Raw genomic sequence first — 23,976 nt, forward strand, 5'->3', positions numbered from 1 at the left:
ACCTACACTTTCATATTTGGATCCAATTTATCGCGCAGCCAATCTCCAAGTAGATTAAAGCCTAATACAGTAATCATAATTGCCACACCTGGAAATACAGCTGTCCACCAAGCACTAGTTATATAATTTCGACTATCAGCAAGCATTCCACCCCAAGACGGAATCGTCGGATCGACACCCAAACCAAGGAATGTCAGCGAAGCTTCTAATAAAATAAACTCAGCAATATACATCGTTCCTAGAACTAGAATCGAAGACAATACATTTGGTAGAATATGCTTGCGAATAATTTTAAAATTCGTTCCACCAATCGCCCTAGCAGCCTGAATATATTCTTGTTCTTTTAATGAAATCACCTGTCCACGAATTAGGCGGGCAAAGCCAACCCAATAAGTTAACCCTAAGATGATAATAATTTTCCAAATCCCCGTGCCAAGCACACTCATGATGACGATTGCAAATAAAATGAATGGGAAGGCTAACTGAATATCGGCTACACGCATGATGACATCATCAAGCCATTTCCCGAAGTAACCTGAAATCAACCCCAGAATCGTTCCAATCACCATCGCAATTAGGACACCGAAAATTCCTACCATCAAGGAAATTCTCGCCCCGTATATGATTCGACTCAATAAATCCCGGCCAACCTGGTCCGCACCAAGGAAGAAAGCTGATTCACCCGTTGGATCTGCCCAAGAAGGAGGGGCCAACCTTGATGATAGACTCGCCTTTGACGGATCAAATGGTGTGATAAACGGAGCAAACAGGGCACAAGAAACACTGAGTGCTACGAGGATTAACCCGATGAATCCAACAGGATTCTTTTTAATAAAACGCCAAACCTTTTTAAGAGGGGATTTTCTCGGAGGATTAACCGGCACTGTTTTTTCAAGCTCTACAGATGTCATGATTTACTCCCTCCTACTTTCACTCTTGGATCAATTAGTGAGTAACTTAAATCGACGATTAAATTGACTAACACCATGATGATGGCTAAGTAAATAACCCCACCCTGAATGACAGGATAATCTCTCTGGTTGATGGCATCAATGATCAAACGACCAACGCCAGGCCAAGAAAAGATTTGCTCAACAATGACGGTTCCGCCTAGTAGCGATCCAAATTGAAGCCCGATAAATGTTACGGTTGGTAATAAAGCATTACGGAAAGCGTGTTTAATGATAACCGTCCATTCACTGATCCCTTTCGATTTAGCCGTTGACACATATTGTTGATTCATCACTTCAAGCATCGATGACCGGACAAGTCTAGCTAGAATCCCAGACAAGATTAAACCCAGTGTAATCGAAGGCAAAATCAAGTGCTTGAAGCCTTCAAAACCGGAAACTGGTAGCCACTGAAGGGTCACCGAAAAAACAAGGATAAGCATAATCCCTAACCAGAAATTCGGGAAAGAGATTCCTAATAGAGAAAAGATACGACCAAAAAAATCGACTGCGGTATCACGTTTCACCGCGGACAAAATCCCAACTGGGAAGGCAATGATAATCGCTACTGCCATGCCACCTAAAGCAAGTGCAAGCGTGGCACCAATTCGTTCATTGATTAAGTCCATGACTGGCATCCCACTTCGAAACGATTCGCCAAAATCAAAAGTGAAAATACCTTTTAGAAAGATTCCATATTGTACATATAGTGGTTCGTCTAAACCTAGATTGCTTCTTACCTCGGCAATTGCTTCTTTCGTTGGCTCCCCTGCTGAAAACATTACGGATACAGGGTCACCTGTCAGACGAATTGAAAAAAAGACAATCAATGAAATCCCGAGTACGACTAAAATCGTGTGTAGCAATCTTCGAATCACATAAGCTATCATGTTTGTTCCCCCTTAATACCAGCAGTGATCAACTGAAAGAAGTTTTTAGTGAAGACAATCAAATCCATCGCTCCTAGATGGATTCTCAAAGAGTTCGAAATCTGACTTCATCCTTATGGATGAGTGTTGCAAGACTGACCCCTTCGTTTTTTAAAAGAAAGAGATAGCATGAGGTTCATACTATCTCCTTCTGACTGTTACATCAAAACTGACGTTTACTTAACGGTAACTTCTTCTAGACGCATTCTATCATCATGAGGCGGCTGGAAGTTTTCCAAACGGCTATTTGCTGCGTATAAATCAACAGCTTGGTAGAGATTTAGTTCTGGTGCCAATTCGTGTAGCAGCTCTGTTAACTCCATGAAAATTGCTTCACGCTCTTCTTGGTCCACTGTTGCACGCTGTGCAGCAAGCAATTCTTCTACTTTTTCATCTTTAAATGATGGGTTCCATTGCTCCCCTTCGTGGTACATTAGGTAAGCCGTGTTATCAAAGTCCAGAGTCCATCCACCCCAGCCTTGACGGTACATATGGCCAGCTTTTCCGTTTGGTACTAACTCGGAGATTAGGGTAGTGTTATCAACACTGTTAATGTTCATTTTTAAGCCAACTTCTTCTAGGTAGAAAGCTACCGCTTGAGTAATCTCTTTGAAGTTTCCATCATTCCCTGGAATGTAGACATCTAATGTTGTCCCTTCAGCTACTCCTGCTTCCGCTAACAACTCTTTCGCTTTTTCTGGGTCATATGGATATGGCTTTAAGTCAGGGTTGTTACCAAATGAAAGCTCACTTTGGTAAGTGCTAATTTGATGACCATAGCCGCTTAAGATTTCATCAATAATCGCTTGCTTATCCACTGCATAATTAATAGCTTGTCTTACAAGTTTATTGTCCATTGGCTTTTGTCCTGGATCAAAACGAAGGGAGAATACAGTTGGCGTACCAACATCAATCAATTCTAAGAAGCTAGATTCTTTCACCGTTTCAGCTTGAGCGACTTCGACACGCTTCATCACGTCAATGTTTCCAGTTTGAAGTTCTGCTAATCTAGTAGAAGCTTCCGGAATCACTTTAAACGTTACTTTATCCAGCTTTGGCAGTCCCTCTTTCCAGTAATCAGGGTTCTTTTCTAACACAATTTCCTGGTCACGCTTATAACCTGTCATTTTGAAAGGCCCAGTACCAACAGGGTTATTATTGAAAAACTCATCGTCATTTTCCTGAACGTATTGTGGAGGAACAATGACTGCCCCATAACCTGCAAGCTTTGTTAAAAGAACAGGGTCAGCAGTATTCAAATGAAACTTAACAGTAAATTCATCGACCACTTCTACACTGTCAATTGAAGTATAGTTTGAATATTGAGGTCCCTTTTGACCTTCTTCCCCTAGCAAGCGATCAAACGTAAATTTTACAGCGTCGGCGTTAAATGGTTCTCCGTTATGGAATTGAACCCCTTGGCGAAGCTTAAATTCTAATGTTTGATCATCAAGATACTCCCAGCTCTCAGCTAAACCTGGCTGAATCTCTAAATCCAAAGTTCGGTCCACTAGTCCCTCAAATACAGAGGTTGCAACCGTACTCCAGTCTAACAAGAAGGTATCGATTGGATCCCAGTTTTGTGGCTCGCTTGAAACTCCAACAACAATTTCATTTCCACGATCTTTAGCAGGGTTTTCCCCACTGTCGCCCTTTTCATTTTTGCTCGATTCTTCTCCTCCGCCAGAACATGCCGCTAAAACGAGCGTAAAAGCAAGCATGAGCGAAAACAATGATAGCCATTTTTTCTTCATAATCTGTTTTCCTCCTTTTGATGTTGTTTAAAATTTCCACCATATGGATATGGTTGGGTATAACCAAGTTTTTTTGAGATTTCAGCAGCTGCTTCCCATAAGGGGCCTACAAAGAGGGCAACCTTTTCTCTTGGCAACGAGGTTGAAAATCCCGCCATACTAATCGAGTACGGGACGGTTCCAAAGCGGTCAAAGATAGGTACCGCTATTGATACACTTCCTTCCTCAAGCTCAGAATCACTATAAGCAAACCCAGATGCCCTTGTCTGTTCAACCAATTCTAAGATTTCCTCCTTGGATGTGGGTGTCTGACTTGCATATCTAGTCAAGGGTATTTCTAAAATTCTATCAATCTCATCATCTGGCAAATAGGTTAGAAGTATACGCGTACATGCACCCGCATATAAGGGTGCATATCGTCCAACTCTTGTATAAAGCCTTACTGGTCTAGTGCTATCAATCTTTTCAATATAGATTCCTTGATTTTGCTCCCGCATGACAATTTGGACGGCTTCATTAAATTGCATCTGAATCTTTTTCATATAAGGATAAGCAATTTGCCGAATATCCAACCTTCCTGCTACCCGTTCACCTAGTTCAAGAAATTTGGTTCCTAACCCATAGACCTCACCGTCTATCACCAAATCATCCTGCTGGAAGGAAATCTTCTGTAAATACCCAAACTGCACAAACTTCTTCAACAGCCGGTAAGCAGTGGGTTTTGGAATATCCGTAAATTTTGAGATTTCATCCAAGCGCCAATACGGTTTTTCTTCGGTGAAAATCTCAAGCAGTTGAAGTGCTTTTTCTACCGTTTTACTCATATAGACACTCCTGTTGGTTCAGCTTCCTTTTTAGCTTCTGTATAAAGATGGCAGGAAACATCATGTTGATCGCGAACCGTCTGTAGAGACGGTGCATCCGTTTTACAAATCTCCATGCAGGACGAACATCTAGGATGGAACGTGCACCCACTTGGAGGATTTGAAGGGCTTGGTACATCGCCTTTTAGGATAATGCGTTCTTTCTTTTTTAGCGGGTGAGGACTAGGGAGTGCTGATAGCAAGGCTTTCGCATATGGATGAAGTGGTTCATCATACAACCGGTTCTTTTCGGCTACTTCCACCATCTTCCCGAGATACATAACCCCTATTCGATCACAGAAATGTTTTACAACACTTAAATCATGCGAGATAAAAATGTAGGTAAGTCCAAATTCCTTCTGCAAATCTCTCATTAGGTTCAATACTTGTGATTGGATGGAAACATCGAGGGCGGAAACGGGCTCATCGGCAATAATCAATTTCGGTTTAGAAATTAATGCTCGTGCGATCCCAATCCTTTGGCGCTGCCCACCTGAAAATTCATGTGGAAACCGCGAAAGCTGGGCGACTGTTAAACCAACCTGGTCGGCAACCTCTAGTACCCGTTTTTCCCTTTCGGATCGATCTTTCACATCAAAGTTGATAAGAGGTTCCTCAATAATATCGTTCACTCGCATCCGCGGATTGAGTGAGGCAAAAGGGTCCTGAAAGACAATTTGGATGTCCTTTCGCAGCTTCCTCATTTCGGTTTTATTGAGTTCTGCGATATTTCGCCCTTGGAAATAAATGTTTCCACTGGTTGGTTCGAGGAGTCGAAGAATCGTGCGGCCCGTGGTACTTTTCCCACAACCTGATTCACCAACAATCCCAAACGTTTCCCCTTCCTTAACGTCAAAGGAAACTCCATCGACTGCTTTTACTTGATTGAGAGTTTTATTACCGAAGATTCCCCCTTTAACCGGGAAGTGTTTCTGTAGATTTTCAACCTTCAGTAAAACATTTTGCTGTTCTGTCACACTTTCACCTCCGCTTCCACCTGCTCATATAACCAGCATTTCACTCGAGAACCATTCTCCATTTCAAATAGTGGCGGAATTTCGTTACAACGGTCATGCGCCTGCGGGCATCGCTCTGCGAACCGGCAGCCACTTGGCATATTGCCCGGTGCTGGAACAACCCCCGGAATCGAGGAGAGATATTCCTTTTGCTCGTTGATATCAGGGAGTGAGGCTAATAAGCCTTTTGTATAGGGATGCTTTGGATTGTCAAATAGCTCGACAACCAACGATTCCTCCACGACCTCACCTGCATACATCACAATGACACGGTCACACATTTCTGCGACAACACCGAGATCATGGGTAATCAACATAATCGACATATTCATTTGGTTCTGGAGTTTCTTCATCAACTCTAAGATTTGCGCTTGAATGGTCACATCTAGTGCAGTCGTAGGCTCGTCCGCCACAAGAATTTCTGGGTTGCAGGAAAGCGCAATCGCAATCATTACCCTTTGGCGCATCCCCCCTGAAAGTTGGTATGGATATTCATCCAAGACTTGTTCAGGCCTAGGAATTCCAACAAGCTGAAGCATCTCTAGCGCTCTCGCTCTTGCTTCCTTCTTAGTCATCTGTTCGTGGTTCAAAACCATCTCCATGATCTGATTTCCAATGGTATGTACCGGGTTTAACGAACTCATCGGCTCTTGGAAAATCATCGCGATTCGTTTCCCACGAATCTTACGCCAATCCTTTTTACTAAAATCTTTAAATTGAAGACGATCTAAGCGAACATCGCCACCCAAATACTCTACTCCTGGCGGTAACAGTCCCATTAATGACAGGGATGTCATGCTTTTCCCACAACCTGATTCCCCAACTATTCCAAGCGTTTCCCCTTTATAAAGGTCAAAGCTAACACCATTTACAATATTGATTTTCTTTCCTTCATCATTTATGCCCACTTTAAGTTCATCGACTTCTAATACTTTTTGAACCATTATGACACCCCTAACGGTTTCATATTTTGAAATCAAGTTTCATTTTTTGTATTTTAAATACTACATAATAATTAGAATATTATCAATAATATTTTTACTAAAATATACTGAAAAATTTTTACAATTCCTCAGAAACCGTATCATATCAACAAGTTATCCGAATAAAAAGTATGTAAGATTTGCTCACAATCCATCAAATAGTATTCCAAGGATGGTTTGGTGCTAGGCACCTTACCTACTTTTGTTATCGCATCATAACGGGTTCTCTTAAACCGCGGAAAACTTAAGAAGGCTTTTCCTTAATTGAGTAACTAGTGAAAGTAAAATAAGGGGAGATTTTCCGCTTAATTTCAGAATGGAGCTCGTTTTGGGGGATATAAGGGGAGATTTTACCGTTATTCTAATAAAAATCCACCATTTTCACGTTTTTCGAGTGAATAGCGGGAATTTCTCCCCTTATTTAAGCCATTTTTAATGCAATTCACTAAATAAGCGGAATTTTTCCCTCTATTCTTGTTAAGTTTCACAGAAGGCAATAGGAATAACGAAAAAAGCAGGGCCAACCAATATGGTTTCCCTGCTTTTTTTACTTTTTTACCTCAAAAGAGACACCTCCGCTTTTGACCTTAAGCTTCGGCTTCTTCTGCTTTCCGGCGTTTTTTTCTACGACCAGTAATCCAACCTGTTAAATCATCAAACATCGTGTAGATGACCGGTACAAGGAATAATGTAAACAGTGTTGATACGCTTAATCCGAAGATGATGGTAATCGCGAGTGGCTGTTGCATTTCAGCACCTTCTCCTAGTGCTAGCCCTAATGGAATCATTGCCAAAACTGTAGTTAACGTCGTCATCAAGATTGGACGTAGTCGGCTACGACCAGCCTCAATAATTGCCTCATTCCGTTCCATTCCACGACCTCTTAGAATGTTGATATAGTCAACCAAAACAATGGAGTTATTAACAACAATCCCCGCCAACATGATAATTCCAATGAATCCCGGTACACTTAACGGCACACCAGCGATAAACAAACCACCAAGAACACCAACTACAGACGTCGGCAAGGCGAACATGATGATAAACGGATAGAGGAAATTCTCAAACTGGATGGCCATGACAGCGTACACCAAGAAGATCGAGAAGGCCAAGGCTATTGCAAGGTCAACGAAGGCCTCTGCCATATCAGCAGCCTCCCCACCCATCGTATAACTATAGCCTTCCGGGAAATTCATCGCGCCCAGTCTCGCCTCGATATCCGCAGAAATCCCACCAAGATCACGACCAGTAATACCCGTGGTCACATTCATTTGCGCCTGTTGATTCTGCCTTTGTAGCGCTACCGGGCCTTGCGTTTCACTAAATTCAGCAAGTTCATCTAAAGGAAGCACAGTCCCTGTGGACGTTTGAATTTTAATATCGTGTAGATGATTGATTGTGCTTCGTTCATCCTCTGGATACACGAGCACAACACTCATCTCTTGGCCTTCCTCACGATAGCGTGTCGCCGTTTGGCCCATAAAGTGCATTTGGACTTGACTCATAATTTGTTCCTGGGTTAACCCATAGGCAGCCGCTTTTCCTTCATCAATGTTGATGCTCATCTGCGGCACACCTTCCAAGGCACCAGTTGTTGGATTTGAAACTCCATCAATCGTAGCAATTTCGTCCACGACTTGTGTCGCTAGCTCCCGTAACACTTCATGCTCTGGTCCATTCAATTGAATCTGAATGGGGTCCCCCGTACTTAGACTAGCATCCGTCGCACTTGCTGTGATCTCAGCCCCAGCAATCGACTGCAGACTTTCGTTCATTTCATGCATGATGTCTTTCGTTGAACGGTCCCTTTCAGAAACGGGAATAAGCTGGAGTGTATAGCTTGCCTGGTTAGCAGAGCTTGGTCCCATCATTCCCATGCCACCATTGCTGATTGTGACATAGCTAACTTCTATCACGTCTTTATAGTCAGTAATCGTTTGATTTACTTGCTCGACAATGTTTAGCATATAGTCCGAATTTGTTCCTGCCTGGGTCTCAATGTTAATCTGTGCCTGACCTTGGTCAGCAGCAGGCATGAGCTCTGCCCCAATCAATGGAATCAACGCTAAACTGCCTGCAATTGCTAAAACTGTGACAAGCACAGTCGTTTTTCTGAACTTCAATACTCTTTTTAACCCACCGCTATACCTAGCACGAACCTTATCAAGGAAAGTGTCAAACCAATATCTACGTCCATCCTTCTCCATTGCTTTTGACAGCAACTTCGATGAAAGCATTGGTACTAATGTAATTGCAACCACTAGCGAAGCCACTAGCGAGAATGCTACCGCTAAGCCCAGTGGCATAAACAAATCAGATGCTATCCCCTCAACAAAGACCATTGGTAAAAATACGATGATGGTTGTGGTAGTTGACGCAATAACGGCTGGCGCCAATTCTGAAGCTCCTTTAACTGCCGCTTCTTTTAAGCTATAACCCTGCTTACGATAAGAATAGATATTTTCTAAAATAACGATTGAGCTGTCGACCATCATCCCGATTCCAAGTGCTAATCCACCTAGCGTCAGAACATTTAGTGTCTGACCGGTAAAATACATCAACGCAAAGGTGGAAATCAAAGCAATTGGTATCGAAAGACCGATAACGAGTGTTGCTCGAATACTGTTTAAAAATAACAGCAAGACGAAGACAGAAATAGCTCCACCAATTAGGATATTTTGAACGACCGAGTCGATACTCATCGTGATAAATTCTGATGTATCAATTAGGACTTCCAATTGAACATCAGAGCCTAGTTCTGCTTGTAAATCCTCAAGGCTATCCTGAATATTTCCCGCTACCTCAACCGTATTGGCATCGGTTTGCTTCATCATCGATAAAACAAGGGAATGCTCCCCATTTACAAAAGCAGTTGAAGTGAAAGCGTTAAATGTATCGTGAACTTCTGCAACATCTTTTAAAAGAATGGTTGCACCTGTTGGTGTTTGGATAATCGTTTCGCCGATTTCATCAACCGACTGGAATTCACCGGTTACCCTTAACTGTAGATTTTGATTGCCCTTTTCAATCGTACCAACGGAGCCTGAGCGATTCGTGCTGTTAAGGGCTTGAACGATAGATTGTGCGCTAATGCCGTATTGTTGCAACTTCCCCTGACTTAGCTCAATTTGAATCTCCCGCTCCTTGGCCCCCTCCACTGTGACGGAGGCTACGCCGCCCTGGCGCTCAATATAAGGAACCACTTGCTCATTGGCAATCTCCGTTAACTTCACGGCATCCTTGCCTGTTAAGCCTACATACATAACTGGCATCGCTTCCGGACTAAATCTTAAAATCGTTGGATCGCCTGCTTGTTCAGGAAGCATGGCCTTTACTTGGTCCACCTTTTCCCTGACATCAAGTAAAGCTTGATCTAAATCAACGTCGTTTTTAAACATCATCACAACAAGCGAGGAACCCGCTTGCGAGCGAGATTGTAGTGTATCAATCCCCTCAACCGTACTAACGGCCCCTTCTATCGTACGACTAATTAAATTCTCGACATCCTCTGGTGCAGCATCCTGATAACTGGTCGCAACGACCGCAATAGGTAGATCAATTTTAGGAAAAAGATCCACTGCGAGGTTTCGAACTGAGACAATCCCGAGGGCAATGATTGCGAGTACAATCATGATTACGCCGACAGGACGTTTAACAGATGTATTGACTAGTTTCAAAGTTTATTCCCCTTTCACAACGTTCACCTGAACGCCATCTGAAAGTGTAAGCTGACCAGTAACAATGACGGAATCGCCGATTTGAATGTCGCCTTCGATTGCAGTTTCAGCAGACTGCGTTTCAACGACGGTAATAGCTTGTTTGATCGCTTGATTGTCTTTCACCACATAGACGAAACTTTCATCGTCTTCTTCATTAATGGCTGCTGTCGGTACGATGATTGCATCTTTAATTTGTTGCTCAGGAACAGACAATTTCGCCACCATTCCTGGTAAAATTGCCCGGTCTTCGTTATCCACTTTTGCTTCTACAGGGTACAAGCCTGTATCATCTGGCATGGTGCTAACAGACGTAATTGTTGCTTCATATTGCTCGTTTTCAATCGTCACTGTCATTTTTTTATCAACAGCTATGAGCTTGTGTACATCTGCCGTGACCGTGAAATTCAGCTTGATTGTTGCCAAATCTGCAATAAGCGTAAACGGTTCTTCATTGGAAACAGAGTCCCCTTCTGCTGCTTTTAAGTTCGCCACTTCCCCATCTTTCGGTGCACGAATGTTTTGCTTGCCCATAGGAGTTGAAACTTTCGCAATGATATCATCTTCTTCCACTTGTTCGCCGTTTTCCACTTCTAAAGAATCTACTTCTCCTGGCGATTGTAAAAGAATTGGAGTCGTGCTATTAGGAGCCGTACGGCCAAAGATTGAGCGTTCAAGGGTTAGATCTCCTTCAACGGCCTTTGCTACCTCTACGGCCGCAACCCTTTCCTCAACGTCTCCAGTTTCTCCCTCAGACTCTGTCTGGGAACAGGCTGCAACGGAGGATAATAAGAAAATAGCAGCTGCACTTAAAAGTATTTTTTTCATTAGAGATCTCCTTTCAAGATCGGTTTATCGTAGTTTAATTGTTGGTTTTAGTATTCGTTTCATGCCTATTTGTACACATGCCTAAGATAATAGCTCTACATCCAGTAAACGAGCTAAGTCCTGACACTCTGCCTCTATCTCCGAAATCGGTTTGAAGTGAGCTAATAAGCCTTGGACGACCACTGGCTGCCATTCCTTTTTTGAAAGTTCCGTTTCGAGGACTTCCATTACTGCTTGTAGTTGGTCTATTTTTTCAGAGGGAAGAGCTAACGCCTGTACCTTTCTTTTCAGGGAGAGTAGGATTTCTGGGATACTACGACATGCTTGTCTGTGAGCTTCATAATCCATAGAAAGCTCGTCAAAAGAGATGAGCGGGGCTTCCTGTCGCTCTTGCATCCCCTTGACAAGGTCATCCAACCGCCTTACGAGAAACGGTCCGACTTGATTGACTTCAAGGTTGACATCATCAACAATTTTCCACTTGGTGTACGAATGTAACAACCCTTCCATTTGAATCACCAAATCAAATAGAATAGGCTTGATTTCTTGCTTCCCATGGATGTTCTCGATGTTTTCGCGCATCCAATGATAGCTGTCTACCTTGATTTCCTTTGCCCATTCATCCACGCTACCCGCAATTGAGATATTCTCCTTCATATGAAGGATGATAAAATCCTTATGCTCATAGATATACTGGAGCCACACAGTAATTTGTTTCGCTAGGCTTTCTCTCGGAGAAAGGTTCTCTACCTTCACGCGTTCAATTTTTTCCTTAATCCGCGTATAAAAATATTGATAGGCTGTGAGCATAAACTCTTCTTTCGATTGAAAATAAACATAAAAGGACCCCTTAGAGACCCCAGCCTCACTCGTAATCTCTTGAACTGAAGTTCGATGGTAGCCCTTGGTCGCAAACAATTTCATTCCCGACTCAATTAACTTCATCTGCTTTTCATTCATTCTTATCAACACCTGTTTCGTAATACGTATTTAATTAATCAATGGTTTCATTTTTTGACCAGGTGGTCATTAATGACTTACCGGTCAGTCATACAACTTCAGAATAAAACCTGTACCCGATTTATTTTATACATTTCGCAAATGATATACAAGCAGGACGAGTGTCAAGATAGTGAACGAACAGTCATGATGGAAATAGGTATCTCGTTCGTATGCATCTTCGAAATTGAATTTAATCAAACGTTTGATTAAAAATGCCTTACCATGACTGGGCTTAGCGGCTCTTAGGTGGAAGTAAACTCAAAATTGGTCTATATTTTCTTAGTGAAGAGTTTAAAAAAGAGAAGGAAAAGACCTTCCCTTTTTATCATGCTATGGAAAGAAGCATGTTAGATCTGGATAGCGAACTCATCCAAGCTTAAATCTTATTCCATTTTAAAAGTCGCTTCGCCCACTCCTAAGGTTGTTTTAAGGTTGATCACGACATCAGCATCCTCATAGGCATCATTAACATAAACACCATCACCTTGTGAAATAAACCCTACAAGATTCGATTTCCCAATCCCTTTTGAAGCTTCAATCTTTACCCCTACTTCAGAAGGAAGGATAATCGTGGATTCGCCAACCCCCATATCCAAACTAGCCTCAAAGCTTTCCTTCCAATCTCCACCAAGGTCAATCGTGATATCGCCAACACCGGCATTTACTTCGAGGTTATTTAGTTGCAACCCTTTTAAATCTAACATTGTGTCTGAAGCCCCCGAGTTGATGATTAAATCCATTGGAATTCCGTCATTTAAACGTAGGTCCCAATGATTGTCAATCTCTCCGATGTTTATTTTATCAAAAAACCCATTCTTTCCCTGCTCAATCACTGCGACTCCTTTATCCCCTTTTACCTTATAGGAAACCTCCGGCTCCAATTTATCGTAATTATAATCAATGGTTCCCTCGACCCATTCTGTTGCACCCGATTCAACATTCAATTCTCCCGCGCCAATTTTTAATTCAAGCAGCATTTCCTTAGCCCGATCCTTTTCAACCTCTATCTCGGTGCTCTCTTCATTCCCACTAACATGCAGCATACAACCTGAGAGAACGAACAACATGAAAACACTCAGGACCCCTAATCCCTTTTTCATTTTAATTCCTCCGTTTCTTGACTATGATTTCATCTTATCGAAACAAATCATGTTGTAAAAACGGCTCTGGCTTTAATTGCTCCTCAGACTAAAGACTTACTGCACCTAAGCTTTTAAGTAAATATTCTCAGTTCTATTTTACTACGAAGCTCATGGAACGAACATTCAAAACCTCTGAGAACCATGAAATGATTGGATACAGCACCGTTTTACCAGAAGCTAATTTCCATAAACCGGTCCCTAATGTTCTAGCGATAAAAAATAATCTAAAATTTACTAAAAACCCATTGACGTCATCAAAAAACCTATGGTATCATTATTAATTTGCTTAAAATTATGTTCTATGTTATGCTTATTTGTGTACTTACTACGGAGGTGGATGAATGTTTCAAATTGGTGATCAAATTGTTTATCCGATGCATGGGGCTGGGACTATTGAGGCCATTGAGGACAGAGAGATTCAAGGGAAAATCCAGCAATATTATGTGATTAAGATGGCAAGCAATATGCAGGTCATGATTCCCGTTGACAAAATGATTCATTCTAGCGTCCGTTCCGTAACAGATAAGGTCGATTTAGAGAAGGTGCTGGACGTTTTCCATCACGAAGAGCCAGATCATACGCTAACATGGAAACAGCGTTTTACCTCAAACATGGAAAAGGTGAAATCAGGGAATATGCTTGAAGGAGCCGAAGTTGTCCGTGATTTGATGATTCGCAATGAAGAAAAAAAGTTAAACTCAAGTGAAAGACAAATGTTATACAACGCCAAGAAAATCCTCGTTAGTGAACTTGGATTAGCAAATGGAATAACTGAAAACCAGGCCAGCGACCTATTGGATGAAAAAATGTTAGGTGCCATGGCCAAAGTTGATTAAAGCCCTTAAAAGGCTTTTTTTCTTTTATAAAGCTCTTTTCTCAAATTTTGTTGCTTTAGCTGATAAGTTTGATTGGTTGAGCTATGTTTTCATAAAATAACATGGTTTGCGAGAAAAGAGCTTGCAAACTATATATTAACGCACAAAATAGCTTTCCTTACGTTAAAATCGGAATTAGGATTTTAACAACAATCTTTACGAAAACAACTTTTAGAAGGTGAATGGGTTATTATCCCATTGCATTTTTTTGGTATTCCTGTTATATTTAGAAAGAATTATTTTTGTTTGTTCGAAAAGATCGTTAAGTGAATCTGCTTTCTGTCTCTTATAAGCAAGGATAGTAACACAATGTGTGCTTAGCACACGAGGAGGATACACAAATGGAACAAGGTAAAGTGAAATGGTTTAACGCAGAAAAAGGATTCGGATTCATCGAACGCGAAGCTGGAGACGACGTATTCGTTCACTTCTCAGCAATTCAAGGAGAAGGCTTCAAATCTTTAGACGAAGGCCAAGACGTGACTTTTGAAGTTGAACAAGGTCAACGCGGACCACAAGCGACTAACGTACGTAAAGCATAATTATAATTGAATCGACATATATAAAAGACTCTCGTTGGAGAGTCTTTTTTTATTTGGTTATTTTTCATGATGAGTTTTGGAGGATGGTAGGGAGTGGCACTCAGTTCCCATACTTTCGGCTTTTTGTTGAGTATGGGCATTGAGACGGCTCTTCATTTCCCATACTTTCGGCTTTCTGTTGAGTATGGGCATTGAGACGGCTCTTCATTTCCCATACTTTCGGCTTTCTGTTGAGTATGGGCATTGAGACGGCTCTTCATTTCCCATACTTTCGGCTTTCTGTTGAGTATGGGCATTGAGACGGCTCCTCGCTTCCCATACTCTCCGCTTCTTGTTGAGTATGGGCATTGAGACGGCTTCTCGCTTCCCATACTCTCGGCTTTCTATAAGGTATGGGCAATGAGAGCAGAGTTTTTTAATAAATAGTTCCTAATTACCCGTTCAGGGTTAAACAAGATGCAAACCGGCAATTAGAAAGGCTCTATTTACCCGTTCGACCCCAAAAATAACACAAACGGTAAAATAGTTTTCACGCCCTCCCCTTCCGCACCCAAAAACCAAACCAATCAACAAAATCCCTGTTCCAGAAAAGAACAGGGATCCATCCTCAATCTAAATACCTCAACGAAATCAATCCTCAAACGTAAAATCAACCCATTCCTTCACCCTTGGGATTGCTATATGCTGGTTATAGGATTGATCTTTTACATAAACTCGAAGTGATTCGCCACTAAGCGTGTCTAATACTTCTGGTTTGTCATCAAAATAGTAATCAAGCTTTAAATTGCGAATAATGTCCACTTTCTCGGAATCCTTCATTCCGTAGAAAAAGCGCTCCTTCTGAACAGGAAAGCCATTTTCCAGCATCCATTTCATTGTTCGCTCCCCATGTTCTTTCGGTCTCGAGGTAATGTAATAGACCTCATGCCCCTTATCCACCAAGTCATTTAGCAGCTCCACAGCACCTGTAAAAGAGGGACAAGAAGTGTAATAGATATCTTCTAGCGAGGAATTCCACATATGCTTCCCCTCTTCATCTGTTAGACCAAAAGGCTCATGAATTTCCACTCTTTTAAGCTCTCGGAAGGCCTTTAAATCTATATTTTTATTTAACTTCTGATTATAAAGATGAAAAGCATGCTCCCGCAAATTAATCAATGTATCATCAATATCAAACCCAAATTTCATTTAAAAACACTCCTAACCACAAATGGATGGCGCTTAGCACCATCCAGAATTTTTAGCGAACACAGTCGTCTTAAAACACCGCCAACTAAACCTACGCCATATGTCCAGACTTGTTCATTTTTGTCTGCAAGTAACGTTCATTGTACTCTGAGACATCGCCCCATAACGGCGTTCTGCCTGAAACGGGCAAGCCAGCTGCCTTTAAGGCTTCTAGTTTTTTCGGATTATTTGTAATCAGGGTTACAGGCTTTGCTCTTAACGCCTTTAACACCTGAATCGCTTCATCATAATTTCGTGTATCATCTGCGAAACCTAGTGCTTGATTGGCCTCAACGGTATCAAAGCCATTTTCTTGGAGGATATATGCCATTGCCTTGCTGAACAAGCCAATGCCACGCCCTTCATGATTGGCCAAATAAAAGAGTGCCCCTGAACCATGTTCAACCATCATTTTCATCGACTGCTTCAACTGAAAGCCGCAATCGCAGCGCTTGCTACCGAAGATATCTCCCGTATGACAGATGGAGTGCATGCGAATTAACGCATCGTCGCTATAGTCAAAATCGCCATATACTAGAACGCTAGATTGTTGGGACTCAGCCAATCGTGCTGACGATAATCGGTTGATTACTTCCTGAAAGTCCTCAATCACATCGTCTGTTTGCAACCAGCTATACCACTTAAACTCGACGGTTTCTCCGTGTAGATTTACCGGTAGTTTAATAGGTCCTACTAAATAAATCGCACCTTCATCATGCTGAATGAGCTTTATTTTATCTTCCAACACAGATAGACTGTTTGATTTCACCTGTAATTCTTGCATTGTATACCCCTCCAACCCCAAACCTTCGCGTCTCCCTGCTTTAGGAAAGCACCGGAACCACGAACGCTTCTTTAAAGTTCGCTTCTCTTATTAATTGCTGTTTTTGTTGTGCTTCCACCCAAGTCCGACGATGCAGCTCATATTTTTTTAATTGCTCGGCACTCGCATCCCCATGAACAAGTGCTTCAACGAGGACTTCACTTAACACCTTTGCGTCCACCAGGGCAGCATTGATTCCAAACGCACCGGTTGGACTCATCGTATGGGCTGCATCCCCCATGATCGCTAGCCCGTCCATTACCCACGTCTCACATTTACAGCTATGAACCTTCAATAATATAAAATCATTCCATGATTGAATATGCTGATTAACACTTGTCGTCAACTCTGGAAATGTAGCTGTTACCTGATTGATAAACGGTACAAAGGATTGCTTTTTCAAGCGAGGAAATGAACCTTCTTCAATATTCCATCCTATTTGAACGAACCCGCCCGCCTGAGTAAATAAAGCAAATTGATGATCATCCACAAGGGCCTGACGAATAGTCGGCTCCCAGCCTAGGGGACTCGGAATTTTCGCCCAAAGCAAGTCATAGCCATGGTTTACAGTTGAAAACGGAATCTGAGCCAGTTTCCGAACCGTGGAAAACCGTCCGTCAGCCCCGATGACAACGGAGCTTTTTATTGTAATAGGTTGATCGCCTTTTTTGGCTTTTATTCCCGTTACCGATCCATTCTCGTTCAACATAATCTCTGTTACCTTTGTGCCCATCATTAATTGGTGGTTTGAAAACCGCTCCGATTCACGAAACAACACACTAAGTAAATTTCGTTGCGGAACATGAATCCCTACATGTTTTTCCCCCGCTGCCGGCCATACCGTTTTCAACACTTCGCCTCGCTGCCAATATTCGACTCGGTCCATAAGCAGGAGCCCTTCTTCTTCCACCTTTTCATATAGACCAAATGCTCGTAAAACCTCTTCACCCTCGGCATTCAGGTGTTCACCGCGAAATTCTTTATCGTATGTTTCGTGCTGTTCCAGAACAATCGTAGACAGATTGTTTTTCGCCAGTAAATATCCGAGCAGTGCTCCCCCGGGACCAGCCCCAACTATACAAACATCCGCTTCAAGTATCATGTTAAAACCACCTAATTTTATATCATACATACACATAGTCGCGCATCTTATTTAACTTAATCGTACTGAAAATATTGTTTTTTACCATGAGCCCTTAAATCGTAACGCTCAAGTATAACGGCATCCACTCAATACAGATGCCGGCTAACGCTACTTTTTGGGACTGCCAGAATGTTGATTACGCCTTAATCAACTTTTGGGACTGCCAGAATGATTACGCCTCAATCAACTTTTTAGTATTACCAAACGGTTTTTAGCACGCTTTTTCTATCCTATCTTAAAAGTAGGACCTCGCCAAGACTCTTTTCACTTCCAATTTAAACCCTTAATTCAATGGAGTTTCCAGAAGGGTCTTTGGTGAAAAGTGCGCCCTGCTCTTCAGTCAACACAGCACCAAGAGTCGATAACCGTGTAACGGCCTCATTGCGGGCTGTTTCATTTGGAAAAACCACACGATACGAACTCATTCCGACACTGTTTTCCGCAGGAGTCGGAGCTCCAACACCATTCCAAGTATTGAGGCCAATATGGTGGTGATATCCACCCGTAGAAATAAACAGAGCCTGGCCGCCGTATCGACAAACAATTTCGAACCCAAGGCCCTCACAGTAAAACTGTTCTGTTTTTTTAAATTCGGCAACATGCAAATGGATATGACCCATGATTGTGCCAGCAGGGAGACCGTTCCACGGTTGGCCATCGTCTTCTTTTAAAATACCTTCCACATCCATCGGCTCAGTTGTCATTACAACCTCGCCGCCTTCCCATTTCCAGGTGGACGCTGGACGGTCATGGTAAATCTCAATTCCATTGCCATCTGGATCAGCTAGGTACAACGCTTCACTCACAAGATGGTCAGACCCTCCTTGGATAGGATATTGGGTTTTGATCATATGAAGGATGACCTTCGCTAAGTCCGCTCGGCTAGCAAGCAACAATGCATAATGATACAAACCCGTTGTTCGCTGTTGTTTCGGACTGATATCCTTTGGCTGTTCGATTGTCAGTAAGGTTGTTTTCCCATCGGCCGTTAATTCCACCCTGCGCTCCTGTTGTTCTAACACCTTCAAACCAATGATGTTTTGATAAAATTCTAGTGAACGCTCGAGGTCTTGAACCTTTAGCTGAACTTGGGAAACAAACGTGCTCGGTGCTTGATGAAAAGTCATTTCTCATCCTCCAATTTGGTTATAGGTTATTTATTTCAATAAGTTTAGTTAGTTACTTTATGTAAGTAATTATATTTTTAATATTAACTTGTGTCAAGTGTGTGAATGTTGTATTGTAATTATATAGTTATCTATAATTAAGATGTCATATAAATATAGATAGAGGTGATAACCCATAGATACTTCCATCATTTGCCCTCGATTTGAAAAAGCAATGAGTTTGCTAAGCCAGCGGTGGACCGGGTTAGTGATTTACCAACTACTTACAGGGCCAAAACGCTTCTGCACTTTAGAATCGTCAATGGGAATTAGCGGTCGCGTCCTATCAGAGCGACTAAAGGATCTTGAGACTCAAGGCATAGTCAAACGCGAGGTATATCCCGAAACTCCTGTACGTATTGAGTATTCCCTCACCGAGAAGGGCTTAGCCCTAGAGCCGCTCATGAAGGAACTCGAAAAGTGGTCCCAGAATTGGGTAGAGGCCGAAGGAAAGAGTGACTCAGAACAGTAAAAGCCGGTTGTCAACAGACAACCGGCTTTTACTGTTCTTCTATTGTAAGAACTTGTATCAGATTTTTTAAGAAAATAAAAAAACCCTGCTCAGTAAATGAGCAGGGAACATGAATCGGAAAACGGTAGACAAAGTATACCATAAGAACTTCATAATCCCTAATTTTTTTATTTTTCCATATTTCTAGGTCGAATTTATTCAAAACGGAAGGCTCAAGATAACATCCATTTCTCCTTTGGCAGTTGGGTTAAAAATCAAACTTCTGTACAAATTGGCAACCTTGACAAGCCCTACCTATTTGTTTTCTAGATGTGGTATCTATATAGTAAACCTCATCAAACCCACAAATTGAGCATTCTAATACATGGAGAATCTCTCTCTCTCCAAACAGGGCATTTAATAGATTTTCAAAATACATTCTGTCACCCCTCTAGCGTTTTTTTTAAAATACCAAATGGCGCATACAAAACTACAGGAAATTTGTCATCAGCTATTTCTTTTCTTTCGACATACTTCTCCACTCGTCCGTGGGTTACAACAAGATAACAATTTTTTTACATAACCCTACATGACTAGTAAATGTGATACAATGACGTCATTGGATTGAGAGGAGAGGTTTTTTTGTTTAATAAAACATCTAAATGGTTTATTTTATTAGGAATTGTCACGTTAATCCTAGGAGCTTGTAGCGGGGGCAACTCTTCAGAGGTTGTTGCAACTGTAAATGGCGAAGAAATCTTGAAGACTGACTACGAAACTGAACTAGAAAATACGAAGAATATGTACACTCAACAAGGCATGAACTTAGACGAGCTTGATGATGAAATGAAGGAACAAATCGAATTGTCGGTTCTAAATCAACTCGTAAATACAAAGCTTGTTCTTCAGACCGCTCAAGAAGATGGCGTTGCGATTGAACAAAGCGAAGTGGATACAGAATTAGAGGCGATTAAAGGACAATTTGAAGATGATAAAGGCTTTGAAGAGACATTGAAAAAAAATAAAATCACCGAAGATGAATTAAAGGTGAAAGTTAAAGATCAACTTACAATCACAAAGTATTTAGACACTACGATTGGTAAAATTGATGTTACGGAAGATGAAGTAACAGTCAAATACGACGAATATAAAGAAGCTCTCGCGAGTCAAGAGCAAGAAGCAGAAGACCTCGAAACAATAAAACCTCAATTAGAACAACAAATCATGGCCGAAAAGAAAAGTGAAAAGGTTAATGAACTGATTGAAGAATTACGGACAGCAAATGAAAAAAACATTGAAATTACACTTTAATTGGTAAGACGATCGCCTCCTTCCCCTAAAACGGTAAGGAGGTTTTTTGTATGTTTTGAAAGTTGCTTCCTTCCAGCACTTGTCTCATGAAAAGATTCCTAGTAGACTGGAACTAACTTAGTGCATTACTTAAACTAAGTAAAATAGAGCAAATATGTACAGAATAAACTGAATCGACAAAGGCAATATTCTGTTATAGGCTGGTTGCAAATTATTCTAAAAAAAGAAGCGTTTAAGCGCTTCATTTCAAACTAACTATCTAGGTGGAATGGAACATGAACATTCAAACAAAAGAAATTTTAAGTAGTTGGAAGGAATTTACTTTAACCAATGACAAGCAAATGTCGGTTAGTGTTCTTAATTATGGCGGGATTATTACGAAAATACTCGTACCTGACCGTAATGGCGTGCTTGAAAATGTTGCTCTCGGGATGAAAGAATACCAAGATTATGAGGCAAACCCTCCTTTCTTGGGCGCACTTATTGGCCGAGTTGCTGGACGGATTCAAGGTTCATCGTTCGAGTTGAATGGTGAAAAATATAACTTGGAAGCTAATGACGGAGAGAATCATCTACATGGTGGGTCAGAAGGATTCCATCAGGTCATTTGGGAGGTTACGCCGTTTCAGACTGGCGGGACTGTTGGGTTAACTCTTACTCATAAAAGTGCCGATGGCGAGGGAGGATACCCAGGGAACGTTGAGGTCACAGTCACTTATACACTAAATAATGAAAATCAACTTTCGCTTGCTTATGAAGCAACTAGTGACCAAACGACAGCTTTGACGCTAACAAACCATTGTTATTTTAATTTGAGTGGTGATTTAAAAAACACTGTTGAAGACCATCACGTAACGATTGATAGTCGCCAGTTTGTTGAATTGGATGAGAACTTAATTCCTACTGGATCAAAGCTTCAAGTTGAGGGGACATCGTTTGATTTCCGTCAAGGTCGTAGGCTTGGGGATGGATTTAATGGTGAGTTCGAGCAAAATAAAATTGCTGGCAACGGATATGACCATTATTTTATCTTTGACCATTCAACGACGCAGCAAGCAATTGTTCGTGAGCCAAACAGCGGCCGCGTAATGTCAGTTAAAACGAATCAGCCTGGTATGGTGATGTACTCAGGAAATAGTTTAGATGATCAAATGCAATTGGCTGAGGCAAAGTCTCAGAAATACCTTGGCGTTTGCTTTGAGACTCAGGCTTCCCCTGCGTCGTTACATCACGAGGGATTTCCAGATGTACGGTTGAATGCTGGTGAGAAGTATGAGAAAGAGACTGTTTTTACGTTTGGGGTAGAGTAAGATTCTAAACCTAATCATGTATAGAGGTTTTTCTGATTGAGGAATTGAGATTTAGGTCCATGGGGATGTTCATGGTAGATCTAGTTTTGAATTCGAAAGCAAATTGGGGTCCCATTAGGCGTTCATGAGACCCTTTTTCTGCTTCCGGAAGCAGATTTGGGCTCCATGAAGCGTTTATGAGACTCTTTTTCTGCTTCCGGAAGCAAGTTTGGGCTCCATGAAGCTTTCATGGGACCCTTTTTCTGCTTCCGGAAGCAAGTTTGGGCTCCATGAAGCTTTCATGGGACCCTTTTTCTGCTTCCGGAAGCAAGTTTGGGCTCCATGAAGCTTTCATGGGACCCTTTTTCTAATTCCTGAAGCTATTTTGGGCTCCATGAAGTGTTCATGGGACCCTTTTTCTGCTTCCGGAAGCAAGTTTGGGCTCCATGAAGCTTTCATGAGACCCTTTTTCTGCTTCCGGAAGCAAGTTTGGGCTCCATGAAGCTTTCATGAGACCCTTTTTCTAATTCCTGAAGCTATTTTGGGCTCCATGAAGTGTTCATGAGACCCTTTCGCTGCTTCCGGCATCAAATTTGTGCTCCATGAAGATTCATGGTGCCCTTTTGCCACATTCAAGAAGCTAATTTGGGCTCCATGGAGAGATCCATGGAGCCCAATTTCTGCTTTTCGGAATAACTACCACTACCCCTGCGTTGTTAACCCTTCTGTCCTAAGCTCCTGTTTTTTAACGAAGCCGACCAATAGATACACAACTGGCGTTAGGAGGATGGAAGCGAGGAACTTGAAAACATATTGTGTAAAAATCAGGCCTCCAAGTACCGCCAATGGCATGGTTCCGTAAAACGCTATCGCTATAAAAATCGTCGTATCGATTAATTGACTAGTCATGGTTGATGCATTGTTGCGCAACCACAGCTTCCTCTGGCCATGTTTGGCCTTTAACTGCCCAAACACAAACACATCGAGGTTCTGGCTGATCATATAAGAAATCAAGCTTGCAACGACTACTCGGAAGCTCCCACTTAAAATGGTCTCAAATGAGGCTTGCTCTCCAAAAACAGGTGCAGCAGGTAAAGAGATCGTAATCGCGATGAAAATAAGAGCCAAAACCTGTGTAATGAAGCCCGCACGAACGGTCCGCTGCGCTTCTTTTTTACCATAAACTTCGACAATCACATCCGTAATTGGAAAGGTAAAAATATAAATAACCACTGCTGCAGGTAACATCGCCCACGTTCCGATACTAAACAGCTTCACAGCAACGATATTTGATAATATTAGTAAGCCAACAAAAATTCCATTTAGATATAAAAGCATTTATAGCTTCCTTCCTCATTTTGATTCACTCTTGGTTCTTTCACGTGAGACCTCAATTTCCAACTTAACGATTGTCGACCTTCTCAGGGTATAGGTCATGATTCATCAACCTGAAGTGAGCCATTTCTTCGTATTTGCTACCTGGCTTGCCATAATTGCACCAAGGGTCAATTGAAATCCCGCCACGCGGGGTAAACTTGCCCCAAACCTCGATATAACGAGGGTCAAGTAGCTTGATTAAATCATTCATGATGATGTTGACACAATCTTCGTGGAAATCCCCATGATTTCTGAAACTAAACAAATATAATTTTAATGACTTGCTTTCAACAATTTTTTTATCAGGAATATAGGAAATATACATGGTTGCAAAATCAGGCTGACCAGTAATTGGGCAAAGACTTGTAAACTCAGGACAATTGAACTTTACAAAATAATCTCGATTTGAATGCAAGCTATCCACAGCCTCCAACACCTCAGGTGCATAATCGGATGAATATTGTGTATGTTGATTTCCAAGCAATGTTAGATCCTTTAAACCTTGTTCTTCTTTACGTCCAGACATAAAAAAACCTCCCAATATCGTGTACCCACACGCGTAACAGGGAGGTTTTCATAGCTAAATAT

At 41.7% G+C, this 23,976-nt stretch carries 22 protein-coding genes; 6 read left to right on the plus strand and 16 right to left on the minus strand.

Annotated elements, in window-relative coordinates; genetic code table 11:
• Positions 1-2: 2 nt before the first annotated feature.
• From LG336_RS24140 to LG336_RS24180, 9 genes are all read right to left on the minus strand, one after another.
• Entirely contained in the window at positions 3-911 is a 909-nt protein-coding gene (locus LG336_RS24140; RefSeq protein ID WP_404330017.1) for an ABC transporter permease, read from the minus strand.
• A complete protein-coding gene (nikB, locus tag LG336_RS24145) occupies positions 908-1,840 on the minus strand; it encodes a nickel ABC transporter permease (protein WP_404330018.1) in 933 nt (310 codons plus the stop codon). The genes LG336_RS24140 and nikB overlap by 4 nt, the downstream gene beginning before the upstream one ends.
• Positions 1,841-2,055: 215 nt before the next feature.
• Positions 2,056-3,633 (minus strand): ABC transporter substrate-binding protein, encoded by a 1,578-nt coding sequence (locus LG336_RS24150; protein ID WP_404330019.1) that lies wholly within the window; start codon positions 3,631-3,633, stop codon positions 2,056-2,058.
• The gene (locus LG336_RS24155) at positions 3,630-4,457 is read right to left on the minus strand and encodes an IclR family transcriptional regulator (protein WP_404330020.1); all 828 of its coding nucleotides are present in this window, start codon (positions 4,455-4,457) and stop codon (positions 3,630-3,632) included. The genes LG336_RS24150 and LG336_RS24155 overlap by 4 nt, the downstream gene beginning before the upstream one ends.
• Positions 4,454-5,473: an ABC transporter ATP-binding protein gene (locus LG336_RS24160; protein WP_404330021.1), complete on the minus strand. Its 1,020-nt coding sequence runs from the start codon at positions 5,471-5,473 to the stop codon at positions 4,454-4,456. Before LG336_RS24160 ends, LG336_RS24155 begins: the two co-directional genes overlap by 4 nt.
• On the minus strand, positions 5,470-6,456 hold the full coding sequence (locus LG336_RS24165) for an ABC transporter ATP-binding protein (RefSeq protein WP_404330022.1): 987 nt from the start codon (positions 6,454-6,456) through the stop codon (positions 5,470-5,472). The genes LG336_RS24160 and LG336_RS24165 overlap by 4 nt, the downstream gene beginning before the upstream one ends.
• Before the next feature lie 626 nt (positions 6,457-7,082).
• Positions 7,083-10,172, minus strand: coding sequence for an efflux RND transporter permease subunit (locus tag LG336_RS24170; protein WP_404330023.1), 3,090 nt, complete (start codon positions 10,170-10,172; stop codon positions 7,083-7,085).
• Positions 10,173-10,175: 3 nt separating this feature from the next.
• Positions 10,176-11,039 (minus strand): efflux RND transporter periplasmic adaptor subunit, encoded by an 864-nt coding sequence (locus tag LG336_RS24175; RefSeq protein WP_404330024.1) that lies wholly within the window; start codon positions 11,037-11,039, stop codon positions 10,176-10,178.
• Between the two features lie 81 nt (positions 11,040-11,120).
• On the minus strand, positions 11,121-11,999 hold the full coding sequence (locus LG336_RS24180) for a TetR/AcrR family transcriptional regulator (protein WP_404330025.1): 879 nt from the start codon (positions 11,997-11,999) through the stop codon (positions 11,121-11,123).
• A 72-nt stretch (positions 12,000-12,071) separates the two neighbouring features.
• Here LG336_RS24180 and LG336_RS24185 point away from each other — a divergent pair, with 72 nt between their 5' ends.
• The gene (locus LG336_RS24185; protein ID WP_404330026.1) at positions 12,072-12,251 is read left to right on the plus strand and encodes a hypothetical protein; all 180 of its coding nucleotides are present in this window, start codon (positions 12,072-12,074) and stop codon (positions 12,249-12,251) included.
• Positions 12,252-12,424: 173 nt separating this feature from the next.
• On the opposite strand, the gene LG336_RS24190 is transcribed toward LG336_RS24185, so the two are convergent.
• The gene (locus LG336_RS24190; protein WP_404330027.1) at positions 12,425-13,141 is read right to left on the minus strand and encodes a toast rack family protein; all 717 of its coding nucleotides are present in this window, start codon (positions 13,139-13,141) and stop codon (positions 12,425-12,427) included.
• A gap of 383 nt (positions 13,142-13,524) precedes the next feature.
• Between LG336_RS24190 and LG336_RS24195 the strand changes: the two genes are divergently transcribed.
• A complete protein-coding gene (locus tag LG336_RS24195) occupies positions 13,525-14,019 on the plus strand; it encodes a CarD family transcriptional regulator (protein ID WP_404330028.1) in 495 nt (164 codons plus the stop codon).
• 380 nt (positions 14,020-14,399) lie between these two features.
• Positions 14,400-14,600: a cold-shock protein gene (locus LG336_RS24200; RefSeq protein ID WP_221875074.1), complete on the plus strand. Its 201-nt coding sequence runs from the start codon at positions 14,400-14,402 to the stop codon at positions 14,598-14,600.
• Between the two features lie 630 nt (positions 14,601-15,230).
• Here the strand turns inward: LG336_RS24200 and LG336_RS24205 are convergent.
• From LG336_RS24205 to LG336_RS24220, 4 genes are all read right to left on the minus strand, one after another.
• A complete protein-coding gene (locus LG336_RS24205; RefSeq protein ID WP_404330029.1) occupies positions 15,231-15,788 on the minus strand; it encodes an HAD family acid phosphatase in 558 nt (185 codons plus the stop codon).
• 91 nt (positions 15,789-15,879) lie between these two features.
• Positions 15,880-16,611, minus strand: coding sequence for a GTP cyclohydrolase II (locus tag LG336_RS24210; RefSeq protein ID WP_404330030.1), 732 nt, complete (start codon positions 16,609-16,611; stop codon positions 15,880-15,882).
• 40 nt (positions 16,612-16,651) lie between these two features.
• Positions 16,652-17,752, minus strand: coding sequence for an FAD-dependent monooxygenase (locus tag LG336_RS24215; protein ID WP_404330031.1), 1,101 nt, complete (start codon positions 17,750-17,752; stop codon positions 16,652-16,654).
• Positions 17,753-18,069: 317 nt separating this feature from the next.
• Positions 18,070-18,921 carry a VOC family protein gene (locus LG336_RS24220; RefSeq protein ID WP_404330032.1) on the minus strand — a complete coding sequence of 284 codons (852 nt, stop codon included), beginning with the start codon at positions 18,919-18,921 and terminating at the stop codon, positions 18,070-18,072.
• Positions 18,922-19,096: 175 nt separating this feature from the next.
• Between LG336_RS24220 and LG336_RS24225 the strand changes: the two genes are divergently transcribed.
• The 3 genes from LG336_RS24225 (at position 19,097) to LG336_RS24235 (ending at position 22,032) form a co-directional block, all read left to right on the plus strand.
• A complete protein-coding gene (locus LG336_RS24225) occupies positions 19,097-19,432 on the plus strand; it encodes a winged helix-turn-helix transcriptional regulator (protein WP_404333274.1) in 336 nt (111 codons plus the stop codon).
• 621 nt (positions 19,433-20,053) lie between these two features.
• Positions 20,054-20,722, plus strand: a complete 669-nt coding sequence (locus LG336_RS24230) for a SurA N-terminal domain-containing protein (protein WP_404330033.1) — start codon at positions 20,054-20,056, stop codon at positions 20,720-20,722.
• Between the two features lie 275 nt (positions 20,723-20,997).
• A complete protein-coding gene (locus LG336_RS24235; RefSeq protein WP_404330034.1) occupies positions 20,998-22,032 on the plus strand; it encodes an aldose epimerase family protein in 1,035 nt (344 codons plus the stop codon).
• Positions 22,033-22,713: 681 nt separating this feature from the next.
• Here the strand turns inward: LG336_RS24235 and LG336_RS24240 are convergent.
• Together LG336_RS24240 and queF are read right to left on the minus strand one after the other, a co-directional pair.
• Complete coding sequence (locus LG336_RS24240; protein ID WP_404330035.1) at positions 22,714-23,349, minus strand: queuosine precursor transporter; 636 nt, start codon at positions 23,347-23,349, stop codon at positions 22,714-22,716.
• 64 nt (positions 23,350-23,413) lie between these two features.
• Positions 23,414-23,914 carry a preQ(1) synthase gene (gene queF / locus LG336_RS24245; protein ID WP_404330036.1) on the minus strand — a complete coding sequence of 167 codons (501 nt, stop codon included), beginning with the start codon at positions 23,912-23,914 and terminating at the stop codon, positions 23,414-23,416.
• Between the last annotated feature and the right edge of the window lie 62 nt (positions 23,915-23,976).

Source organism: Mesobacillus maritimus, assembly GCF_044803185.1.
Classification (GTDB): Bacteria; Bacillota; Bacilli; order Bacillales; family Cytobacillaceae; genus Mesobacillus_B; species Mesobacillus_B maritimus_B.